At 74.0% G+C, this 15,459-nt stretch carries 9 protein-coding genes; 5 read left to right on the top strand and 4 right to left on the bottom strand.

Annotation, left to right across the window (positions count from 1 at the left end):
• Positions 1-9: 9 nt before the first annotated feature.
• From ACF1DX_RS25985 to ACF1DX_RS25970, 4 genes are all read right to left on the bottom strand, one after another.
• Complete coding sequence (locus ACF1DX_RS25985; RefSeq protein WP_391793545.1) at positions 10-666, bottom strand: PAS domain-containing protein; 657 nt, start codon at positions 664-666, stop codon at positions 10-12.
• 534 nt (positions 667-1,200) lie between these two features.
• On the bottom strand, positions 1,201-4,008 hold the full coding sequence (locus tag ACF1DX_RS25980) for an ATP-binding protein (protein WP_391793544.1): 2,808 nt from the start codon (positions 4,006-4,008) through the stop codon (positions 1,201-1,203).
• 4 nt (positions 4,009-4,012) lie between these two features.
• Entirely contained in the window at positions 4,013-6,853 is a 2,841-nt protein-coding gene (locus ACF1DX_RS25975) for an AAA family ATPase (RefSeq protein WP_391793543.1), read from the bottom strand.
• Positions 6,854-6,878: 25 nt separating this feature from the next.
• Complete coding sequence (locus tag ACF1DX_RS25970; protein WP_391793542.1) at positions 6,879-9,785, bottom strand: ATP-binding protein; 2,907 nt, start codon at positions 9,783-9,785, stop codon at positions 6,879-6,881.
• 345 nt (positions 9,786-10,130) lie between these two features.
• On the opposite strand from ACF1DX_RS25970, the gene ACF1DX_RS25965 reads away from it, so the two are divergent.
• The 5 genes from ACF1DX_RS25965 (at position 10,131) to ACF1DX_RS25945 (ending at position 15,315) form a co-directional block, all read left to right on the top strand.
• Positions 10,131-11,507, top strand: a complete 1,377-nt coding sequence (locus ACF1DX_RS25965) for a glycosyltransferase (protein WP_391793541.1) — start codon at positions 10,131-10,133, stop codon at positions 11,505-11,507.
• 80 nt (positions 11,508-11,587) lie between these two features.
• The gene (locus ACF1DX_RS25960; RefSeq protein WP_391793540.1) at positions 11,588-12,646 is read left to right on the top strand and encodes a DegT/DnrJ/EryC1/StrS family aminotransferase; all 1,059 of its coding nucleotides are present in this window, start codon (positions 11,588-11,590) and stop codon (positions 12,644-12,646) included.
• A 76-nt stretch (positions 12,647-12,722) separates the two neighbouring features.
• Positions 12,723-13,904, top strand: coding sequence for a cytochrome P450 (locus tag ACF1DX_RS25955; protein ID WP_391793539.1), 1,182 nt, complete (start codon positions 12,723-12,725; stop codon positions 13,902-13,904).
• 88 nt (positions 13,905-13,992) lie between these two features.
• Positions 13,993-14,187 carry a ferredoxin gene (locus ACF1DX_RS25950; protein WP_391793538.1) on the top strand — a complete coding sequence of 65 codons (195 nt, stop codon included), beginning with the start codon at positions 13,993-13,995 and terminating at the stop codon, positions 14,185-14,187.
• Positions 14,188-14,544: 357 nt separating this feature from the next.
• Complete coding sequence (locus ACF1DX_RS25945) at positions 14,545-15,315, top strand: thioesterase II family protein (RefSeq protein ID WP_391793537.1); 771 nt, start codon at positions 14,545-14,547, stop codon at positions 15,313-15,315.
• Positions 15,316-15,459 lie beyond the last annotated feature (144 nt).

Raw genomic sequence — 15,459 nt, 5'->3', positions numbered from 1 at the left:
GTACCGGAGTCACTTGATGAAGTCCTCGACGACCTTCGGCGGCCAGGTGCCGACCTTGAGCACGCCCATGGAGTAGGCCCGGGACACCAGGGCGGCCCGGTTCGGCACCTTGAGCTTCCGGAGCAGACCGGAGACGTGGTACTCGACTCCCTGGCGGCTGAGATAGAGGCGGGAGGCCAGCGGCACGGTGGAGACACCGGCGGCTATGCCTTCGAGGATACGGGCGTCCACCTCGCTGAGAAGCTTCTTCCGGGGCACCACGACCCCGGAGTCCGGGCTCTCCTCGTCCGCCGCGGGCAGCATCACCAAGATCGCGGCGACGTCCGGGATGTGGCTGCCGCGCACCGCCATCGCGGTCATCGGGAGTGTGTGCGCGGTGTCCTGGCCCACGGTGATGACCTCGGTGGCGAACCGGTGCCCCTTGCCCTCCAGCACGCGTGAGAACTGCCGCATCAGGGGCTGACGGACGCTGGGGTGCACCAGGTCGCAGAAGGGCCGGCCGCAGAGCTCCTCCGCGGGACCGCCGAACCGGCGGTCGAACTCCTGATTGACCTGCTGGATGGTCAGGGTGGGGTCCAGACAGGCCACCGAGGTGGGGGAACCGTGGACGCCGGCGGCCGCGGCGTCCAGCCCCTCGGGCCCGTCGGCGACGAGCGGACGATCCATGACGAGGTCGTGGGGGGAGAGCGTCAAGGGACTCAGACCCTTCTGCGTGGTGCGGCGAGGGAACCAAGAAAACGGACGTCTTTCGGAGAGGACTCGGAAGTGCCCGATCCCTCTGGAAAGCCGTGCCGGTGAGTGAATGATGCGGAGATTACGGAGACGGGTATCCGCAGGTCAATGTGGAGCGGGGCCGGCCCGCCAATACTGTGGTCGACCCTTCGGTAGGTACGGTCCCGCACCGAAGGAGTCCGGTGCCCGGGGGTTCGGTGCGCCCGTGGCGTCCGCGAGCGGGCAGGCTGCTCATACCGCGGCAAAATCCCCGGCGGGAACACGCAGAGGAGCACGGTCGGCACGCTGGGTCGACGGGAGCGGCCCCACCGGGGCGGCCGGGCCCGTCGTGGGCGGGCGGGTGGCCCGCGGGTGGGACCCCGCCACACCGCGGGCCCGGCACACGGAAACGCCCGGGCACGGTGAGGGAATTCCACACACCGTTTCCGGGCGTTCGGAAAGAGCTTGCCCTCTGGGTTCGGATGCCTTTTATGTGCCGGAAATCAGGGCGATCAGTTCCCGTCGGCCGGCGATGCCGAGTTTCCGATAGGAATGGGTGAGGTGCTTCTCCACCGCCCGGGAGCTGACTCCCATGGTCTCGGCGATCTCCTGGTTCGTCAGACCCTTGCACGCGAAGGCGGCGACCCTGCGTTCGGTGCGGGTGAGGACGGCCTGCGGGGCGGGGACGGCGGAGAGCGACGGCCCGCCGCCGACGGCGGCGCGCTCCGCCAGCCACGGCGCACCGCACGCGGTGGCCAGCGTGGCGGCCTCCCGGGCCAGGGACTCCGACTCCACTCCCCCGCCCAGACGTTCGGCGAGCGCGAGCAGGGCGCGGGCGAGTTCCAGCTGATGGGCGGAGCCGCGCAGTACGGTGACCGCCTGACGCAGCAGAGCCGTTCCCCGGCCGCCCTCCTCCAGCCGGCCCAGCAGGCGCAGCGCCCGGCCCAGACCCACCGGTGCCCCCCACCGTTCGGCCCGGGCGTGCTCCTCCTCCGCGAGGGAGCGCGCGGCACGGAGGTCTCCGAGGCGGCGATGGACCCCGATGGCCCAGGGACGCCAGGGGAACAGCACCGGGTTCCGCCAGCCTGCGGCGTCCAGGCGGCGGCCGCAGGACCGGAGGGAGTCCAGCGCTCCGGTGAGGTCGCCGGCCGCCACGTCACCGGCGGCCTGCAGCAGACGCAGCATCGCGGTGACGGTCAGCTCCTCGCCGCGGATCCGTTCGGCGCGCCGGACCACGCACCGTGCCAGCGCGGGGTCCCGGGTCTCCAGCGCCACCATGGCGTGCGCGAGGGTGGCGACCGTACCGAGACTGTGCCGGTCCGCCTCGGTCATGCGCAGGGCGGTCTCGGACTGCTCGCGGGCCTGGTCGAGCCGGCCCCGGGCGATGTGGATCAGGGCCCTTTCGATGTGCACCAGCGCGTCGGTCGGCGTGGTGTGCTGTTCCCGGGCCCGGTACTCGACGGCGAGCCAGGAGTCGAGCGCCTCCACGGAGTCGGCGGCGACCATGGTGATGACCACCAGGGGAAGGGTGGACTGGACGCGGGCGGAGGTCGCCGGCTCCCGGTCCAGGACGCGTTCGGCCCGGCGGACCACGTCCGCGGCCGGCAGGCCGGCGCCGAAGGTGGCGGCGAGGAGCAGGGCGATCGTCAGCTCCCGCTCGCCGCCGGTGTCCAGCGGCGGTGCGGAGCCGAGCCGCCGCAGGCGCTCGGTGGCGTCGGCGAGTTCGTAGGGGTTCTCGTAGGCGCAGTGGCGCAGCCGGGCCTCCAGGCGCAGGGCCAGGTCGCGATCGGTCCCGGTGAGCGCGGCGGCCGGCCCGAGCCCTTCCGCGGCCTGGCGCAGCAGGTCGACCACGCCGGACGGGGCGGGGCCGAGGGGGGTGGGTGCGATGCGCAGCACCGCCGCGGCACGGTCCCTCGCCTCGGGCAGCAGGCCGATCGCCTGAGCGATGTGCCGTTCACAGGCCGATGGGTCGAAGACGCGCTCGGCGGTGCCGAGTTCGACGAGCAGGCGGGCCCGGTCGACGCCCTGCGCGGCGCTGTCGAGAAGGGCGCGCCGCAGGTAGCGGACCGCGGCGTCGGGGGCGCCGCGGCGCAGGGCGGTGTCCGCGGCGGACCGCAGGACGTCCACGGTCCACGGCTGGTGACGGGTGACGACGGCCATGAGCTGTGCGGCGACCTGCTCGGCGGGGCGGCCCGAGGCGTAGAGCAGCGCGGCCGCCTCGTCGTGGAGCTGCTCACGCCGGACCATGGTCAGGGTCGACTCCACGGCGTCCCGTACGACCCGGTGGACGAAGCGCGGCTCGCCGGGCGCGACGACGAGCCCGAGGGCCGCCAGGGCGCGCAGCGCCGCCGTGTAGCCCACGGGGTCGAGGCGCGCCAGACGGGCAACGTTGTCAGGGTCGACGTGGTCGCCGAGTACCGCGATGGCGGCCGCGAGGTCGCGGACCGGCTGGGCCTGGGTGCGCAGGATCCCGGCGAGGCGCTTCCGCAGCTGCGAGGGGCGCAGCGAGCGTGCCCGGTCGGCGTGTTCGGCGAGCGGCCGCAGGCCGGCGTGTTCCATGCCGAGCAGGATGGACATCAGGAACAGCGGGTTGCCCGCGGCCGTCTCGTGACAGGCGTGGACGAAGGTGTCGTCGCCGGGCTCACCGAAGTGTTCGCGCACCAGCTCACGGGTGGCGGCGAGGCTGAACGACGCGGGCCGCAGGGACTGGGTGGCGGCCTCCCTGACCTCCCGCACCAGGGTGTGATGGGTGCGGGGGTCCCCGTCGCGCAGGGTGCACACGACGACGGCCCGCAGGCCGTGCAGCCGTTTGGCCAGGTAGGTGAGCCAGCGCAGGGAGGGCACGTCGGACCACTGGAGGTCGTCGACGAGGACGAGGAGTCTGCCGTCGGCGCTGACGTTGGCCAGGAGGGACAGCAGACCGTGCAGGACCGCCTCGGTGGCCGCGGCGGCCTGGTCCGCTCCGGGGGAGGCGCTGTCGTCGGCGAAGACGTGCCGGGCGAAGGAGGCGTGGGCGTCCATCCAGCGGGCGCGGGTGTCCTCGGACGAGTCGGACAGCAGGCTCTCGAAGAGCTGCCGTACGACTCCGAAGGCGAAGTCCTGTTCCATGGGGGCCGCGTTGGCCCGCAGCACCCGGATGTCGTCGTGGCCGTCGGCCAGGGCGGGCAGGGACCGCAGCAGGGCCGACCGCCCGATGCCGAGCGGGCCGGTGACCAGGATCAGGGAGGACCTGCCCCGGCCGGCCGCGGCCAGCGCCGCGTCGACCAGGGACGTTTCGGTGGTGCGCTCCAGCAGCATGCGGTCAGTCCTCCTCCGTGCCTTGGACCAGGGCGCGCAGTTCGTCGCGCCCCCGGATGCGAAGCTTGCGGTAGACACCGCTGAGGCGCAGCTCCACGGTGCGGGTGGTCACCGACAGCGCGGCGGCTATCTCCCGGTTGACGAGCCCCCGGGCGGCGAGCGCGGCGGCGGCCCGCTCCCCCGGCGAGAGGGTCCGCCACGCGGACGGCGGTGCGTCGGCGAAGGCCCCCGCGGGCGGGGGCGCGGGGACGCCGGGACGCCGTGCCACGACGCCGTACGGTCCGGCGCCTTTGGTGCCGGCCCCGTCGGCCACCGGTGCGGCGACGGCCGTCGCGCGGTCGGGCTCGCCGCTCTCGGCGGAGGCCAGGGCCACGACCGCGCGTGTGTAGGCGGTCCGGGAGGGAGCCCGGCCGAGGCTGTCGACGGCCCACCGGAGCCGCTGGACGCGGTCCTCACCGCTCATCGTGGCGAGGCAGAGCTGGGCCGCGCCGATGGAGCCGGGCGTGCCCCAGCGCTCGGCGAGTTCGAGTTCCTCCCGCGCCAGCCTCAGGGCCTGTGCGGTGTCGCCGAGGGCGTGGGCCGCCTCGGCGGCCCCGGAACGCCAGGGAAGGAGCGCCGGGTTGGACCAGCCGTACTGCAGGAGCCAGCGCCCGCAGGCCCGGAAGAGCGACCGGGCCCGGTGGGGGTCGTCGTCGGCCTGGGCCAGCAGGCCGCGGGCGAACAGCAGTTGGGCACCGCTCACGGACTCCTCGGCGGGGGGCGGCACGGGGCGCCCGGCGGCGGCCCGCGCCCGGTCCGGCCGGCCGCTGGCGAGGTCGGTGAGGATGCCGAGCGCCGTCCAGTAGGGGTAGGACAGCGGGTGCCTGCTGTCCGGGGGCAGTTCGAGGTCGGCGGCGGCCAGGTCGCGGGCGGCGGAGTCGGGACGGCCGTGCCTCAGGTGGAGTTCGGCGCGGAGGGCGAGCACCCGGGCGACGGACACGGAGCAGTGTGCGCGGTGGGCCTCGGCCAGCAGGGCGCACAGGTGCGTCTCGGCCTCCTCCCCGTCCTCGGTGAGCAGGAGCGTGCGGCAGGCCAGCAGCCTGGGCACGGTGAGCGGGGGCCGGCCGGAGGGATCGGGGGCCAGGGCCGTGCGGGCCTGCCGGCGGGCCTCCTCGCGATCGGCGCCCCGTACGGCGGTCTCCCACGCCCGCACACCGTTCACGGCCGGGTTCCGCGAGGCACGGGGCAGCTCCGGTGCGGGCGGGAAGGCGACCTCGCCGGGCGTCCGGCGCAACGGCTGCGCCACCCGGAACAGGGCGGTGAGTTCCTCGTGCCGGGCGGTGTCCCCCTCCGGCGGTGTCCCCCGCGCCTCGTCCGGCCGGCGGCCGGCGAGGAACTCGGCGAGGGCGCGCCGGACGGTGTCCGTGTCTCCGCCGAGGAGACACAGGTCGCCGGCCCGCGCCCGGAAGTCCGCGGCCGCCTCTCCCGGTTCGCGGATGATGCCGCCCATGCGGCGCCCCGCGGCGACGGGCGCGATCACCAGTTCCACGCCGGCCAGTTGGAGCAGGACACGGATGCGGGTCTCCTCGGACAGTGGTTCGGCCAGGGCGCGGGAGAGATAGGCGGCGGCACGGTCGCGGCGGCCACCGCGGAGCGCGGCGGCCGCCGCCCGGCACAGCGTGTCCACCACCCACGGGGCGCCGACCGGGCGGGCCGGCAGCAGCAGGTCGCCGATGCCCTGGTCGTCCGCGGCCGCCCGGTGGGCCAGTTCGGCGGCGCGTGCGTGCAGGTCGGCGCGCTCGGCGATGGGCATCTCCTCGATGACGCGGGCGCGCACGACCGGACCGCGCACCCGGAACCGGCCGTCGCGCACGGTGACCAGACCGCTGTCCAGCAGGGCGGCGCGGAGCCGGGTCTCGGACAGGGCACCCCGCTCGCCCAGGGTCAGGACCAGCGGGAAGTCGAGGAGGTCGTCACAGACCGCGAGGGCGCGCAGGACGTCGAGGGCGACGGGGTCCCGCACCCCGTCGAGCGCCGCGGCGGCGTGCTCGCCGGTCACCTCGGCCGCGATGGCACGGACGTGCTCCACGTGGCCGGCGTCCGGTGGGTGCCCCGCTCGGGCGAAGCGGCGCAGGGTGTCCCGTACGACGGCGGGGTTGCCCCCGGTGGCGTCGGCGACGGCGGCGACGAAGGAACGGTCGCCGAGGGCGCCGCAGAAGGCCCGTACGGCGTCGGCCGTCCCGGTGTGGGTGAGGCCGGGCAGCGCCAGTTCGACGGTGGTGGCCGAGCCGGTGAGCGGGTTGCCCGCGCACCAGTCGAGACCGATGTCCGCCGTGCGGATGCTGCCGGTGAGCACGGCCAGCGGCGCGCGGGGCAGCCGGCGTATCAGGGCCTCCAGCCAGCGCAGCGAATCGGGGTCGAGCTGGTGGATGTCCTCCACCACCAGGAGGGTGGGCCGCTCACGGGCCACGGTGAGCAGACGGGTGAGCCCGGGGAACCGGCCGGGTCCGCCCCGGTCGAGGAGGAGATGCGGCAGTTGGTCGGCGAACCTCTGGTGCCCCGACAGCAGTTGGCCGACCACGCCGTAGCGCAGGTCCCGTTCCGCGGGTGTCGCGCGAGCCGTGAGGACGCACAGTCCCCGCTCGGCGGCGTGCCGGGCCGCCCAGCGCAGCAACTCACCTTGTCCCGCCCCGGGTTCGCCCGTCACCGTGACCACGGCCGGACGTCCCGATCGCAGCTCCCCGATCACGGCGGACAGCACGGCCTGTTCACGGTCGCGTTCCAGGAGGAGGAGATCGGCGAGCGCCGGCTCGTCGCCGTGGGGACGCCCGTGCCCTTCCTCGCCCGCCCGGCCCGGGACGTTCATCGGATCGCCTTGTGCCGGCGTGGCCTCACCGGGTCGCATCGGGTCCGGTGTGCCCCTCGCGGAGGCCGGGAGGAAGCAAGGTGTCCTCGTGCAGGGCGCCCGCGAGTTCGGCACGGCGGGTGATCCCGAGTTTGCGGTAAATGCTCGTGAGGTGGAGCTCCACCGTGCGCACCGTCACGAACAAGGACTCCGCGGCCTCCCGGTTGGTCACTCCCGAGGCGACCAGCGCGGCCACCGTGCGTTCCGTGCCGGTCAGCATGTCCAGCGGTGACACCGTGACCTCCCGCATCCTGCCGCCGGCCCCGACCAGCTCCTCGCGAGCCCGCCGGGCGAGCGCCACGCAGCCGCAGCGGCGGGCGAGCGCGACCGCGTCCCGCAGGTGTTCGCGTGCCTCACCCGGCGCGCCGTCCGCCAGCAGGGCCCGCCCCAGCAGCAGCAGTGCGCGGGCGTGGTCGGCGCGGGCCGGCGAGTCCGCCAGCCGGTGTACCGCCTCCCGGAGCCCGGCGATTCCTTCCGGGCCGGGCGTGGCGACGCCGCGGGCCAGGGCGGCGTAGCCCAGGGCACGCGGAGTTCCCCAGCGTTCGGCGGGTCCGGCACCGTGGCCGGCCGCCGCCCTGGCCTCCTCGAAGCGGCCCGACTCGGCCAGCAGGCAGGCGGCGTCCAGCCACCAGGGGGCGAGGACCGGATTGGCGAGTCCCGTCCGGGCCAGGGAGTCCCCGCAGGCGCGCAGCAGTTCGAGAGCGCTCTCCGGGTCGCCGTGCGCGTACCGTGCGCGCGCCCGCGCCATGAGGTACCCGTGGTACTCCCACGCGAAGTCCTCGAGGCGCGGGCGTTTGATGGTGCCGAGCACCTCCTCGGCCCGGCCGGGCTCACCGCGTTCGGTGAGGGCGAGCGCGCAGGCGATCTGCGGCGTGACGGCGCCCTCGCCCCAGTTCTCCTCCTCCAGCAGGTCGAGGGCGGTCTGGGCGTCCGCCAGGGCCTGGGGGACGCCGCCCCGGTCCAGGTGGACGAAGGCGCGGGTGGAGAGCGCGAGGACGTACGTCCACACCGCCGCGGTCCGCCGGCTGTCGCGCAGCACCGTCTCCAGCGCGTCGAGTGCCTCACCGGTCTCGTCGGCGAGGGAGAGCGCGAGGGAGGCGGGCAGCAGCGACCACGCGCCGGGTGCCGCGCCCGGGGAGCGCAGGGCACGTCGGGCCTGGCGGACCGACTCGGCGGCGGAACGGCCGTCCATCGCGGTGAGCACGGTGAGCATGGCGAGCTGCTGGCGCTGGGCGGGCGTGTCCCCCGGCGGCGGGGTCAGCAGGGCGGCCCGCTCGCGCACCGCGGGCAGGGTGCTCTTCTCGTCGGCACCGACGATCAGCAGGGTGGCTTCGGCCGTGGCGAGGAGTTCACGGTCGGCGGGTTCGGGGTCGGTGCCGAGTGCGGTGTGGAGGGCGTCCAGGGCCTCGGTCAGTACGCGGGTGCCTTCGGGTGACCGCTGGACGCGCAGGCAGATCAGGGCGAGCCGGACCGCGACGGCCGCGCGGGTGCGGACGTCACCGGCGAGGGCCAGCGCCTCGTGCAGCAGTGCCAGGGAGCGGGCCGGGTCCGTCTCGGAGAGGACTCCGGCGAGCCGCATCCGGATCTCCGGGGTGTCGGGCCCGGCCTCCATGACGTGCTCCAGGTAGCGCGCGGCGGCCTCCGGGGCTCCCCGCTGCTCCGCCTGCGCGGCGGCGTCCAGGAGGACGGCGGTCATCCACGGCTGGTCGGCCCGCGGGAGGAGCAGCAGCTGGCCGGCGATCTGCTCGGGGGAGCGTCCGACGTCGCTGAGCAGTTGGGCGGCCCGGGTGCGCAGATCGGCCAGGGCCGCGGAACCGACCGTGGAGAGGATCGCCGCACGCACCATGTCGTGCACCAGTTCGCTCCGGTCGGACTGGACGAGGGCGGAGCGGCGCAGGAGGTCCACGGCCTCCTCGGCCTGCACGGCGGACACCCCGGCGAGGGCGGCGAGGTGTTCGGTCCGTTCGGGACCGAGCACGGCCAGGGCCCGGGCCACCTCGCGCACTCCGGCCGGCTGGCCGTGCAGTGCCTCGTGCACGGAGGTGGCGACGACCCGCCCGCCCAGCTCGGTGATCCGCCGGGCGCCCGTGTCGTCGGGACCCACCCCGGCGGTGCGCAGCTTGTGCAGGACCCGCTGGAGTTCCAGCGGACTGCCGCCGGTCACGGCGGTGAGGGTGTCCACGAAGGACGGCCGCGGCGGGGCCTCGGGGAAGGTCCGGCGGACAAGTGTCTCGACGTCGCGGGCCGACAGCGCCGGCACGTGCAGCGCCAGGGGCCGGTGGTGGGCCACCAGGTCGGTCAGGGCCGGGCCGGCCGTACGCTCGGACGCGGTGCGCTGGGCGAGCACGACGAGCAGCGGCATTCCGTCGGCACGGCGCAGGAGGAAGTCGAGCCAGCGCAGGGACCGTTCGTCGCACCAGTGGACGTCGTCGAGGGCCAGCACCAGGGGGCGGTCCGCCATGAGGTTGGCGGCGAGCCAGTACAGGCCGTTCAGCGCGGGATAGGTGGCGCCGGGTGCGGTGTCCCCGTCGACGCGGCCGGGGGCGAGGGCGGGCAGGGCGTGACGGGCGCTTCCTTCGAGCAGCGCCGGGGCACGGCCGCGGCGGGCGGTGAGACCGAGCGGTCCGAACAGGGCGCGTACACCGCTGTATCCGTTGCCGGAGTCGATCGCCCTGCAGGACCCGTACAGCACGGTCATGCCGTCGCAGGGCCCGCCGGCGTCGAGGGCGGCCCTCAGCAGTGAGGTCTTGCCGACCCCCGCCGGCCCGTCGAGGACGACCAGCCGGGGCTGCCCGGCACGGGCGGCGGCGGCTTCGGCGGCGAGCGTCCGCAGGAGGGCCTCACGGCCGACCAGGGGAAGGGACGGGCCGGTGCCCCGTTCCCGGTTCGTCACGTGGTCTCCCTTGCGTGGTGCTGAGGCCGGGGCAACGCTCCGCCGGACAGCCCCCGTCGTCGGCACATACGGAACGCTCGGTGCGCCCACCGTACAGGCAACGCCGGTTGCCCCGGCGCGGGTCGGCCCCGTGCCCCGCGCCCGGTGTCCCGCCCGGCTCGCGGGGCAAGTCTAAGGATTTCCTGGTTACGGCCGTGAGATCAAGATGGGGTGCGGTCGGCGCCGCCCGACTCGGGCCCCGGCCGACGGGCCGCACACGGACAACTCCGTCCTGCCTGTCCGTCTGCCGGCCGTGCCCGCGCGGCCGGCCGGCGACTTCGGCAGTCACCTCGTGAAAGGGCCCTCATGGACTCCGCCGCACGGCCGATCCTCTTCGTCGGTCTCCCCGAGAGCGGACTGCTCAACCCGTTGCTGGTGCTGGCCGGGGAACTGGCCCGGCGTGGTGTGCCCGACCTGTGGTTCGCCACCGACGAGCACCGGCGGGGCGACGTGGCGGCGCTGGCCGCCGACTCCGCGGTGTCGTTCGCCTCGCTGGGCGAGGTGGTGTCCGAGCTGTCGGCGGTGACCTGGGACGACGCCGTGTACCGGGAGGTCACGCAGTCCTCGCGGTTCAAGGCGCACCGCGCCGTGGTCCGGCAGTCGTACAGGCCGGCGCTCCAGGCGCGCAAGTACCGCGTCCTGGAGAAGGTGGTCGAGGAGGTGCGGCCGGCGCTGATGGTGATCGACTGCGTGAGCGGTTTCGGTGTCGACCTGGCGCTCACCCACCGCATTCCGTACGTGCTGTCGGTGCCGTTCGTCCCGAGCAACGTGCTGACCTCGCACAATCCGTTCGGCGCGTCCTACACCCCGAAGAACTTCCCGGTCCCCAACTCCGGCCTGCCGCTGGAGATGACCCCCCGGCAGAAGCTGGCGAACACACTGTTCAGGTGGCGGACGCTCCTCATGTTCCTGCACCCGTCGATGGGCAAGGTGCTCAAGGAGGACGCCGCGATCCGCAAGGAGCTCGGCATCGCCCCGCCCAACGCCCTGACCCGGGTGGACGCGGCCGAGATGGTGCTGTGCTCCTCCATCCCGGAGCTGGACTACCCCTTCGACGTCCCGGAGAAGCTCCGCCTGGTGGGCGCCCTGCTGCCGCCGCTGCCGGAGTGCCCGGAGGACGAGGACCTCAGCGGCTGGCTGGACCGGCAGTCGTCGGTGGTCTACATGGGCTTCGGCACCATCACCCGGCTGACCCGCGAGGAGGTCGCGGCGCTGGTGGAGGTGGCCCGCCGGATGTCGGACCGCCACCAGTTCCTGTGGAAGCTGCCGAAGGAGCAGCAGCACCTGCTGCCGCCGGCCGGCTCGCTGCCCGGCAATCTGCGGGTGGAGAGCTGGGTGCCGTCCCAGCTGGACGTGCTGGCCCACCCGAAGGTGTCGGTGTTCTTCTCGCACGGCGGCGGCAACGCCTACCACGAGGGCGTCTACTTCGGTAAGCCGCAGGTGGTGCGGCCGCTGTGGGTGGACTGCTTCGACCAGGCGGTGCGCGGCCGTGACTTCGGCATCAGCCTCACCCTGGACCGGCCGGAGACCGTCGACCCGGATGACGTCGTCGACAAGCTGACCCGGGTCGTCGAGGACCCGTCCTTCCGCGAGCGGGCGGAGCGGCTGGGCGCGCTCCAGCGGGCGGCCGGCGGGCGCAAGGCGGCGGCCGACCTGATCCTGGGCCTGCTGCCGACACCATGACACCCGACCGCCCGCCGGCCGGTGCCTGACCGTCCGCCCCCTTCTTCCAGCCATCGCACGCACCACCGCAGCGAGGACGCATGTCTTTCACCCACCCCGTCTCCCGGCCCACTCTGGGCGGGCGCGAACTGGAGTACGTCACCGACGCCGTCACCGGCGGCTGGATATCCTCGCAGGGCCCCTACGTACGGCGCTTCGAGGAGGCGTTCGCCGAGTGGAACGGCGTGGCGCACGGCGTCGCCTGTTCCTCCGGCACGGCCGCGCTGACCCTGGCGCTGCGCGCGCTGGGCATCGGTCCCGGCGACGAGGTGATCGTGCCGGAGTTCACCATGGTGGCCTCCGCCTGGGCGGTGACGTACACCGGGGCGACGCCCGTCTTCGTGGACTGCGGCGACGACCTGAACATCGACGTCTCCCTGATCGAGGAGAAGATCACCCCGCGCACCAAGGCGCTGATGCCGGTGCACGTCTACGGGCGCCGCTGCGACATGGACGCGGTGATGGACATCGCGCACCAGTACAACCTGCGGGTGGTCGAGGACTCGGCGGAGGCGCACGGGGTGCGGCCGGTCGGGGACATCGCGTGCTTCTCGCTCTTCGCCAACAAGATCATCACCTCGGGCGAGGGCGGGATCTGCCTCACCGACGACCCGCGGCTGGCCGGACAGCTCGCACACCTGCGGGCCATGGCGTTCACCCGCGACCACAGCTTCCTGCACAAGAAGCTGGCCTACAACTTCCGCATGACGGCCATGCAGGCCGCCGTCGCGCTGGCCCAGGTGGAGCGGCTGGACGAGATCCTGGCCACCCGCCGGGAGATCGAGGACCGCTACGACGCGGGACTCAAGGACGTCCCGGGGATCACGCTGATGCCGCCGCGGGACGTGCTGTGGATGTACGACCTGCGTGCCGAGCGCCGCGAGGAGCTCCGGACCCACCTGGCCGGACGGGGCATCGAGACCCGGCTGTTCTTCAAGCCCATGAGCAGGCAGCCCGGTTACCTCGATCCGGTGTGGCCGTCCCTGAACGCGCACCGCTTCAGCGAGGACGGCCTGTACCTGCCCACCCACACCGGACTGACCGCCGCCGACCAGGAGTACGTGATCGGTGCCGTCCGGGAGTTCTACTCCGCGGACTGACCGCCCGTACGCGCCGCGGCATCGCACGGCACCCCTGGACACCTGGACACCTCAGGAAGAGGAAGAAGGAACGGACATGACGACCAGCACCGGCCCCACGGTGGTCGGCTTCCCCCGGCGCACACCGGAGGAACCGCTGCCCCTGTCCCAGTACGCGAGCCACCGCGAGCAGAACGGCCTGGTCCTGTCCCACCTGCCGAACGGGGTGCCGGTCTGGCTGGTGACGCGGCACGAGGACGTGCGCGCGGTGCTGACCCACCCGAAGATCAGCGCCAACCCGGAGAACGAGGGCTTCCCCAACGTCGGCGAGACGATGGGGGTGCCCAAGCAGGACCAGATCCCGGGCTGGTTCGTCGGGCTGGACTCCCCCGAGCACGACCGGTTCCGCAAGGTCCTCATCCCGGAGTTCACCGTGCGGCGCGTCCGCGAGCTGCGCCCGGCGATCGAGCGCACCGTGGACGAGCGCATCGACGCGATGCTCGCCGCGGGCGACCACGCCGACCTGATCGGCGACTTCGCGCTGCCGGTGCCGTCCCTGGTGATCTCCTCGCTGCTCGGGGTGCCGCCGGCGGACCGCGACTTCTTCGAGTCCCGCACCCGCACCCTGGTCGCCATCCGCACCTCCACCGACGAGGAGCGGGCCACCGCCACCCGGGAACTGCTGCGCTACATCAACCGGTTGATCGCCATCAAGGAGAAGTGGCCCGGCGACGACCTGATCAGCCGGCTGCTGGCCACCGGGCAGCTCACCGGCGTGGAGCTGTCGGGCGTGCTGCTGCTCCTGCTGATCGCGGGGCACGAGACCACCGCCAACAACATCGGCCTCGGTGTGGTCACCCTGCTCACGAACCCGCAGTGGATCGGCAACGAGCGGCTGGTGGAGGAGCTGCTGCGGCTGCACTCGGTGGCCGACATGGTGGCGCTGCGGGTCGCCGTCGACGACGTGGAGATCGCCGGGCAGCTCATCCGCAAGGGCGAGGGCATCGTTCCGCTGCTGGCGGCCGCCAACCACGACACCGAGGTGTTCGGCTGCCCGCACGCCTTCGACCCGGACCGCTCCGAGCGCCGGCACGTGGCGTTCGGCTACGGCGTCCACCAGTGCCTCGGCCAGAACCTGGTCCGGGTCGAGATGGAGATCGCCTACCGCAAGCTGTTCGAACGCATCCCGACGCTTGAGCTGGCCGTTCCGCTGGACGAGCTGGCCTTCAAGTACGACGGGATCCTGTTCGGACTCCACGAGCTGCCGGTGCGCTGGTAGGCCACCGGCTCCCGGGTGCCGCCGGACGGTCCCGGCGGCACCCGGTCCCACCGTCGCCCGAGTACCCACCCCACGAGGAGCAACGAGCATGCGCGTCACCGTCGACAGCGAGCGGTGCGTCGGAGCGGGCCAGTGCGCGCTGAACGCGCCGGAGGTCTTCGACCAGGACGAGGACGGGATCGTCACCCTGCTGGTGAAGGAGCCCGAGGAGGTGGACGCGGACGGGGTCCGTGCCGCGGGTGACCTGTGTCCGTCCGGCTCGATCACCGTCCATGAGGACTGACCGCCCCCGGACGGGCACGCACGGCCCGGCGGGACACGCGGTGTCCTGGGTCCGAGCCGTGCTTACGGCTCGGCGTGTGTCCGCCGCACGTGTGACAGACACACATGTGGCAGACACACGTGTGGTGGTGGCGGTGGCGGACGGAAGGAAGGACTTCCGTGCCGGGACGGGCCCCCGGGGCCGGCCCCCGCACGGGGCTCCCGTGCGGGAGGTCCGGGGCCAGAGGCCCGGGCCTCCCGCCGGGGCGCAGCGGGCCGCGGCGGTCCGCGAACGGGAGGTGCGCCCGTGCGGACCGCCGCGGACCCGCCCGGCCGGCGGAACACCGCCGGCCACGGCATCACCGAAGGGACTCACACCGTGACCACCGCTGACGACACCGGGGCCCTGTGGCTGCGGCGCTACCACCCGGCCGACGCCGACGCGGTACGGCTGGTCTGCTTCCCGCACGCGGGCGGTTCGGCCAGCTTCTACCACCCGGTCTCGGCTCGGTTCGCCCCGGCCGCCGAGGTCCTGTCGCTGCAGTACCCCGGCCGTCAGGACCGGCGCAAGGAGCCCTGCGTGGAGGACCTCGGCCAACTGGCCGACCTGGTCGCCGAGCAGTTGCTGGCGCTGGACGACCGGCCCTGCGTGTTCTTCGGGCACAGCATGGGCGCGGCGCTGGCGTTCGAGACGGCGTGGCGGCTGGAGCAGAAGGACGCCGGACCGCTCACCGTCATCGCCTCCGGCCGGCGCGGTCCGTCGACCACGCGTGCCGAGGAGGTGCACCTGCGGGACGACGACGGGATCGTCGCCGAGATGAGGCGGCTGAACGGCACCGCGGCGGGTGTCCTCGGCGACGAGGAGATCCTGCGCATGGCCCTGCCGGCGCTGCGCGGCGACTACCGCGCCATCGAGACGTACTCCTGCCCGCCGGAGCGCACGGTGCGGTGCGGGATCACCGTGCTCACCGGCGACGGCGACCCGCTCACCACGGTCGAGGAGGCCGAGCGCTGGCGGGACCACACCGAAGGTCCGTTCCGGCTGCGGGTGTTCACCGGCGGCCACTTCTTCCTCACCCAGCACCTGACCGCGGTCAACGGCGAGATCGCCGACGCCCTCGGCCTGGCGCGGTCCGCCCCGGCGTCCTGACGTCCGCCCGGGTGGTGCCGCCGGACGGCGCCACCACCCGGGCCGGCGCAGGAGTCGTGGTCGACCCACCACCGGAGAGCCCGCACACGGCCGGACCGTCACCCGCGTCCGTCACGTTCCCCGTCACTTTCCGCTCACGCGCCT

The organism is Streptomyces sp. NPDC014676 (genome assembly GCF_043084105.1).
Lineage (GTDB): Bacteria > Actinomycetota > Actinomycetes > Streptomycetales > Streptomycetaceae > Streptomyces.
This window is presented reverse-complemented; position numbering and strand designations above follow the sequence as displayed.

Bases quoted from the DNA above. Each gene is read 5' to 3' on its own strand.
- ACF1DX_RS25985 (WP_391793545.1), bottom strand. From the start codon at position 666: ATGGATCGTCCGCTCGTCGCCGACGGGCCCGAGGGGCTGGACGCCGCG.
- ACF1DX_RS25980 (WP_391793544.1), bottom strand. From the start codon at position 4,008: ATGCTGCTGGAGCGCACCACCGAAACGTCCCTGGTCGACGCGGCGCTG.
- ACF1DX_RS25975 (WP_391793543.1), bottom strand. From the start codon at position 6,853: ATGAACGTCCCGGGCCGGGCGGGCGAGGAAGGGCACGGGCGTCCCCAC.
- ACF1DX_RS25965 (WP_391793541.1), top strand. From the start codon at position 10,131: ATGGACTCCGCCGCACGGCCGATCCTCTTCGTCGGTCTCCCCGAGAGC.
- ACF1DX_RS25960 (WP_391793540.1), top strand. From the start codon at position 11,588: ATGTCTTTCACCCACCCCGTCTCCCGGCCCACTCTGGGCGGGCGCGAA.
- ACF1DX_RS25955 (WP_391793539.1), top strand. From the start codon at position 12,723: ATGACGACCAGCACCGGCCCCACGGTGGTCGGCTTCCCCCGGCGCACA.
- ACF1DX_RS25950 (WP_391793538.1), top strand. From the start codon at position 13,993: ATGCGCGTCACCGTCGACAGCGAGCGGTGCGTCGGAGCGGGCCAGTGC.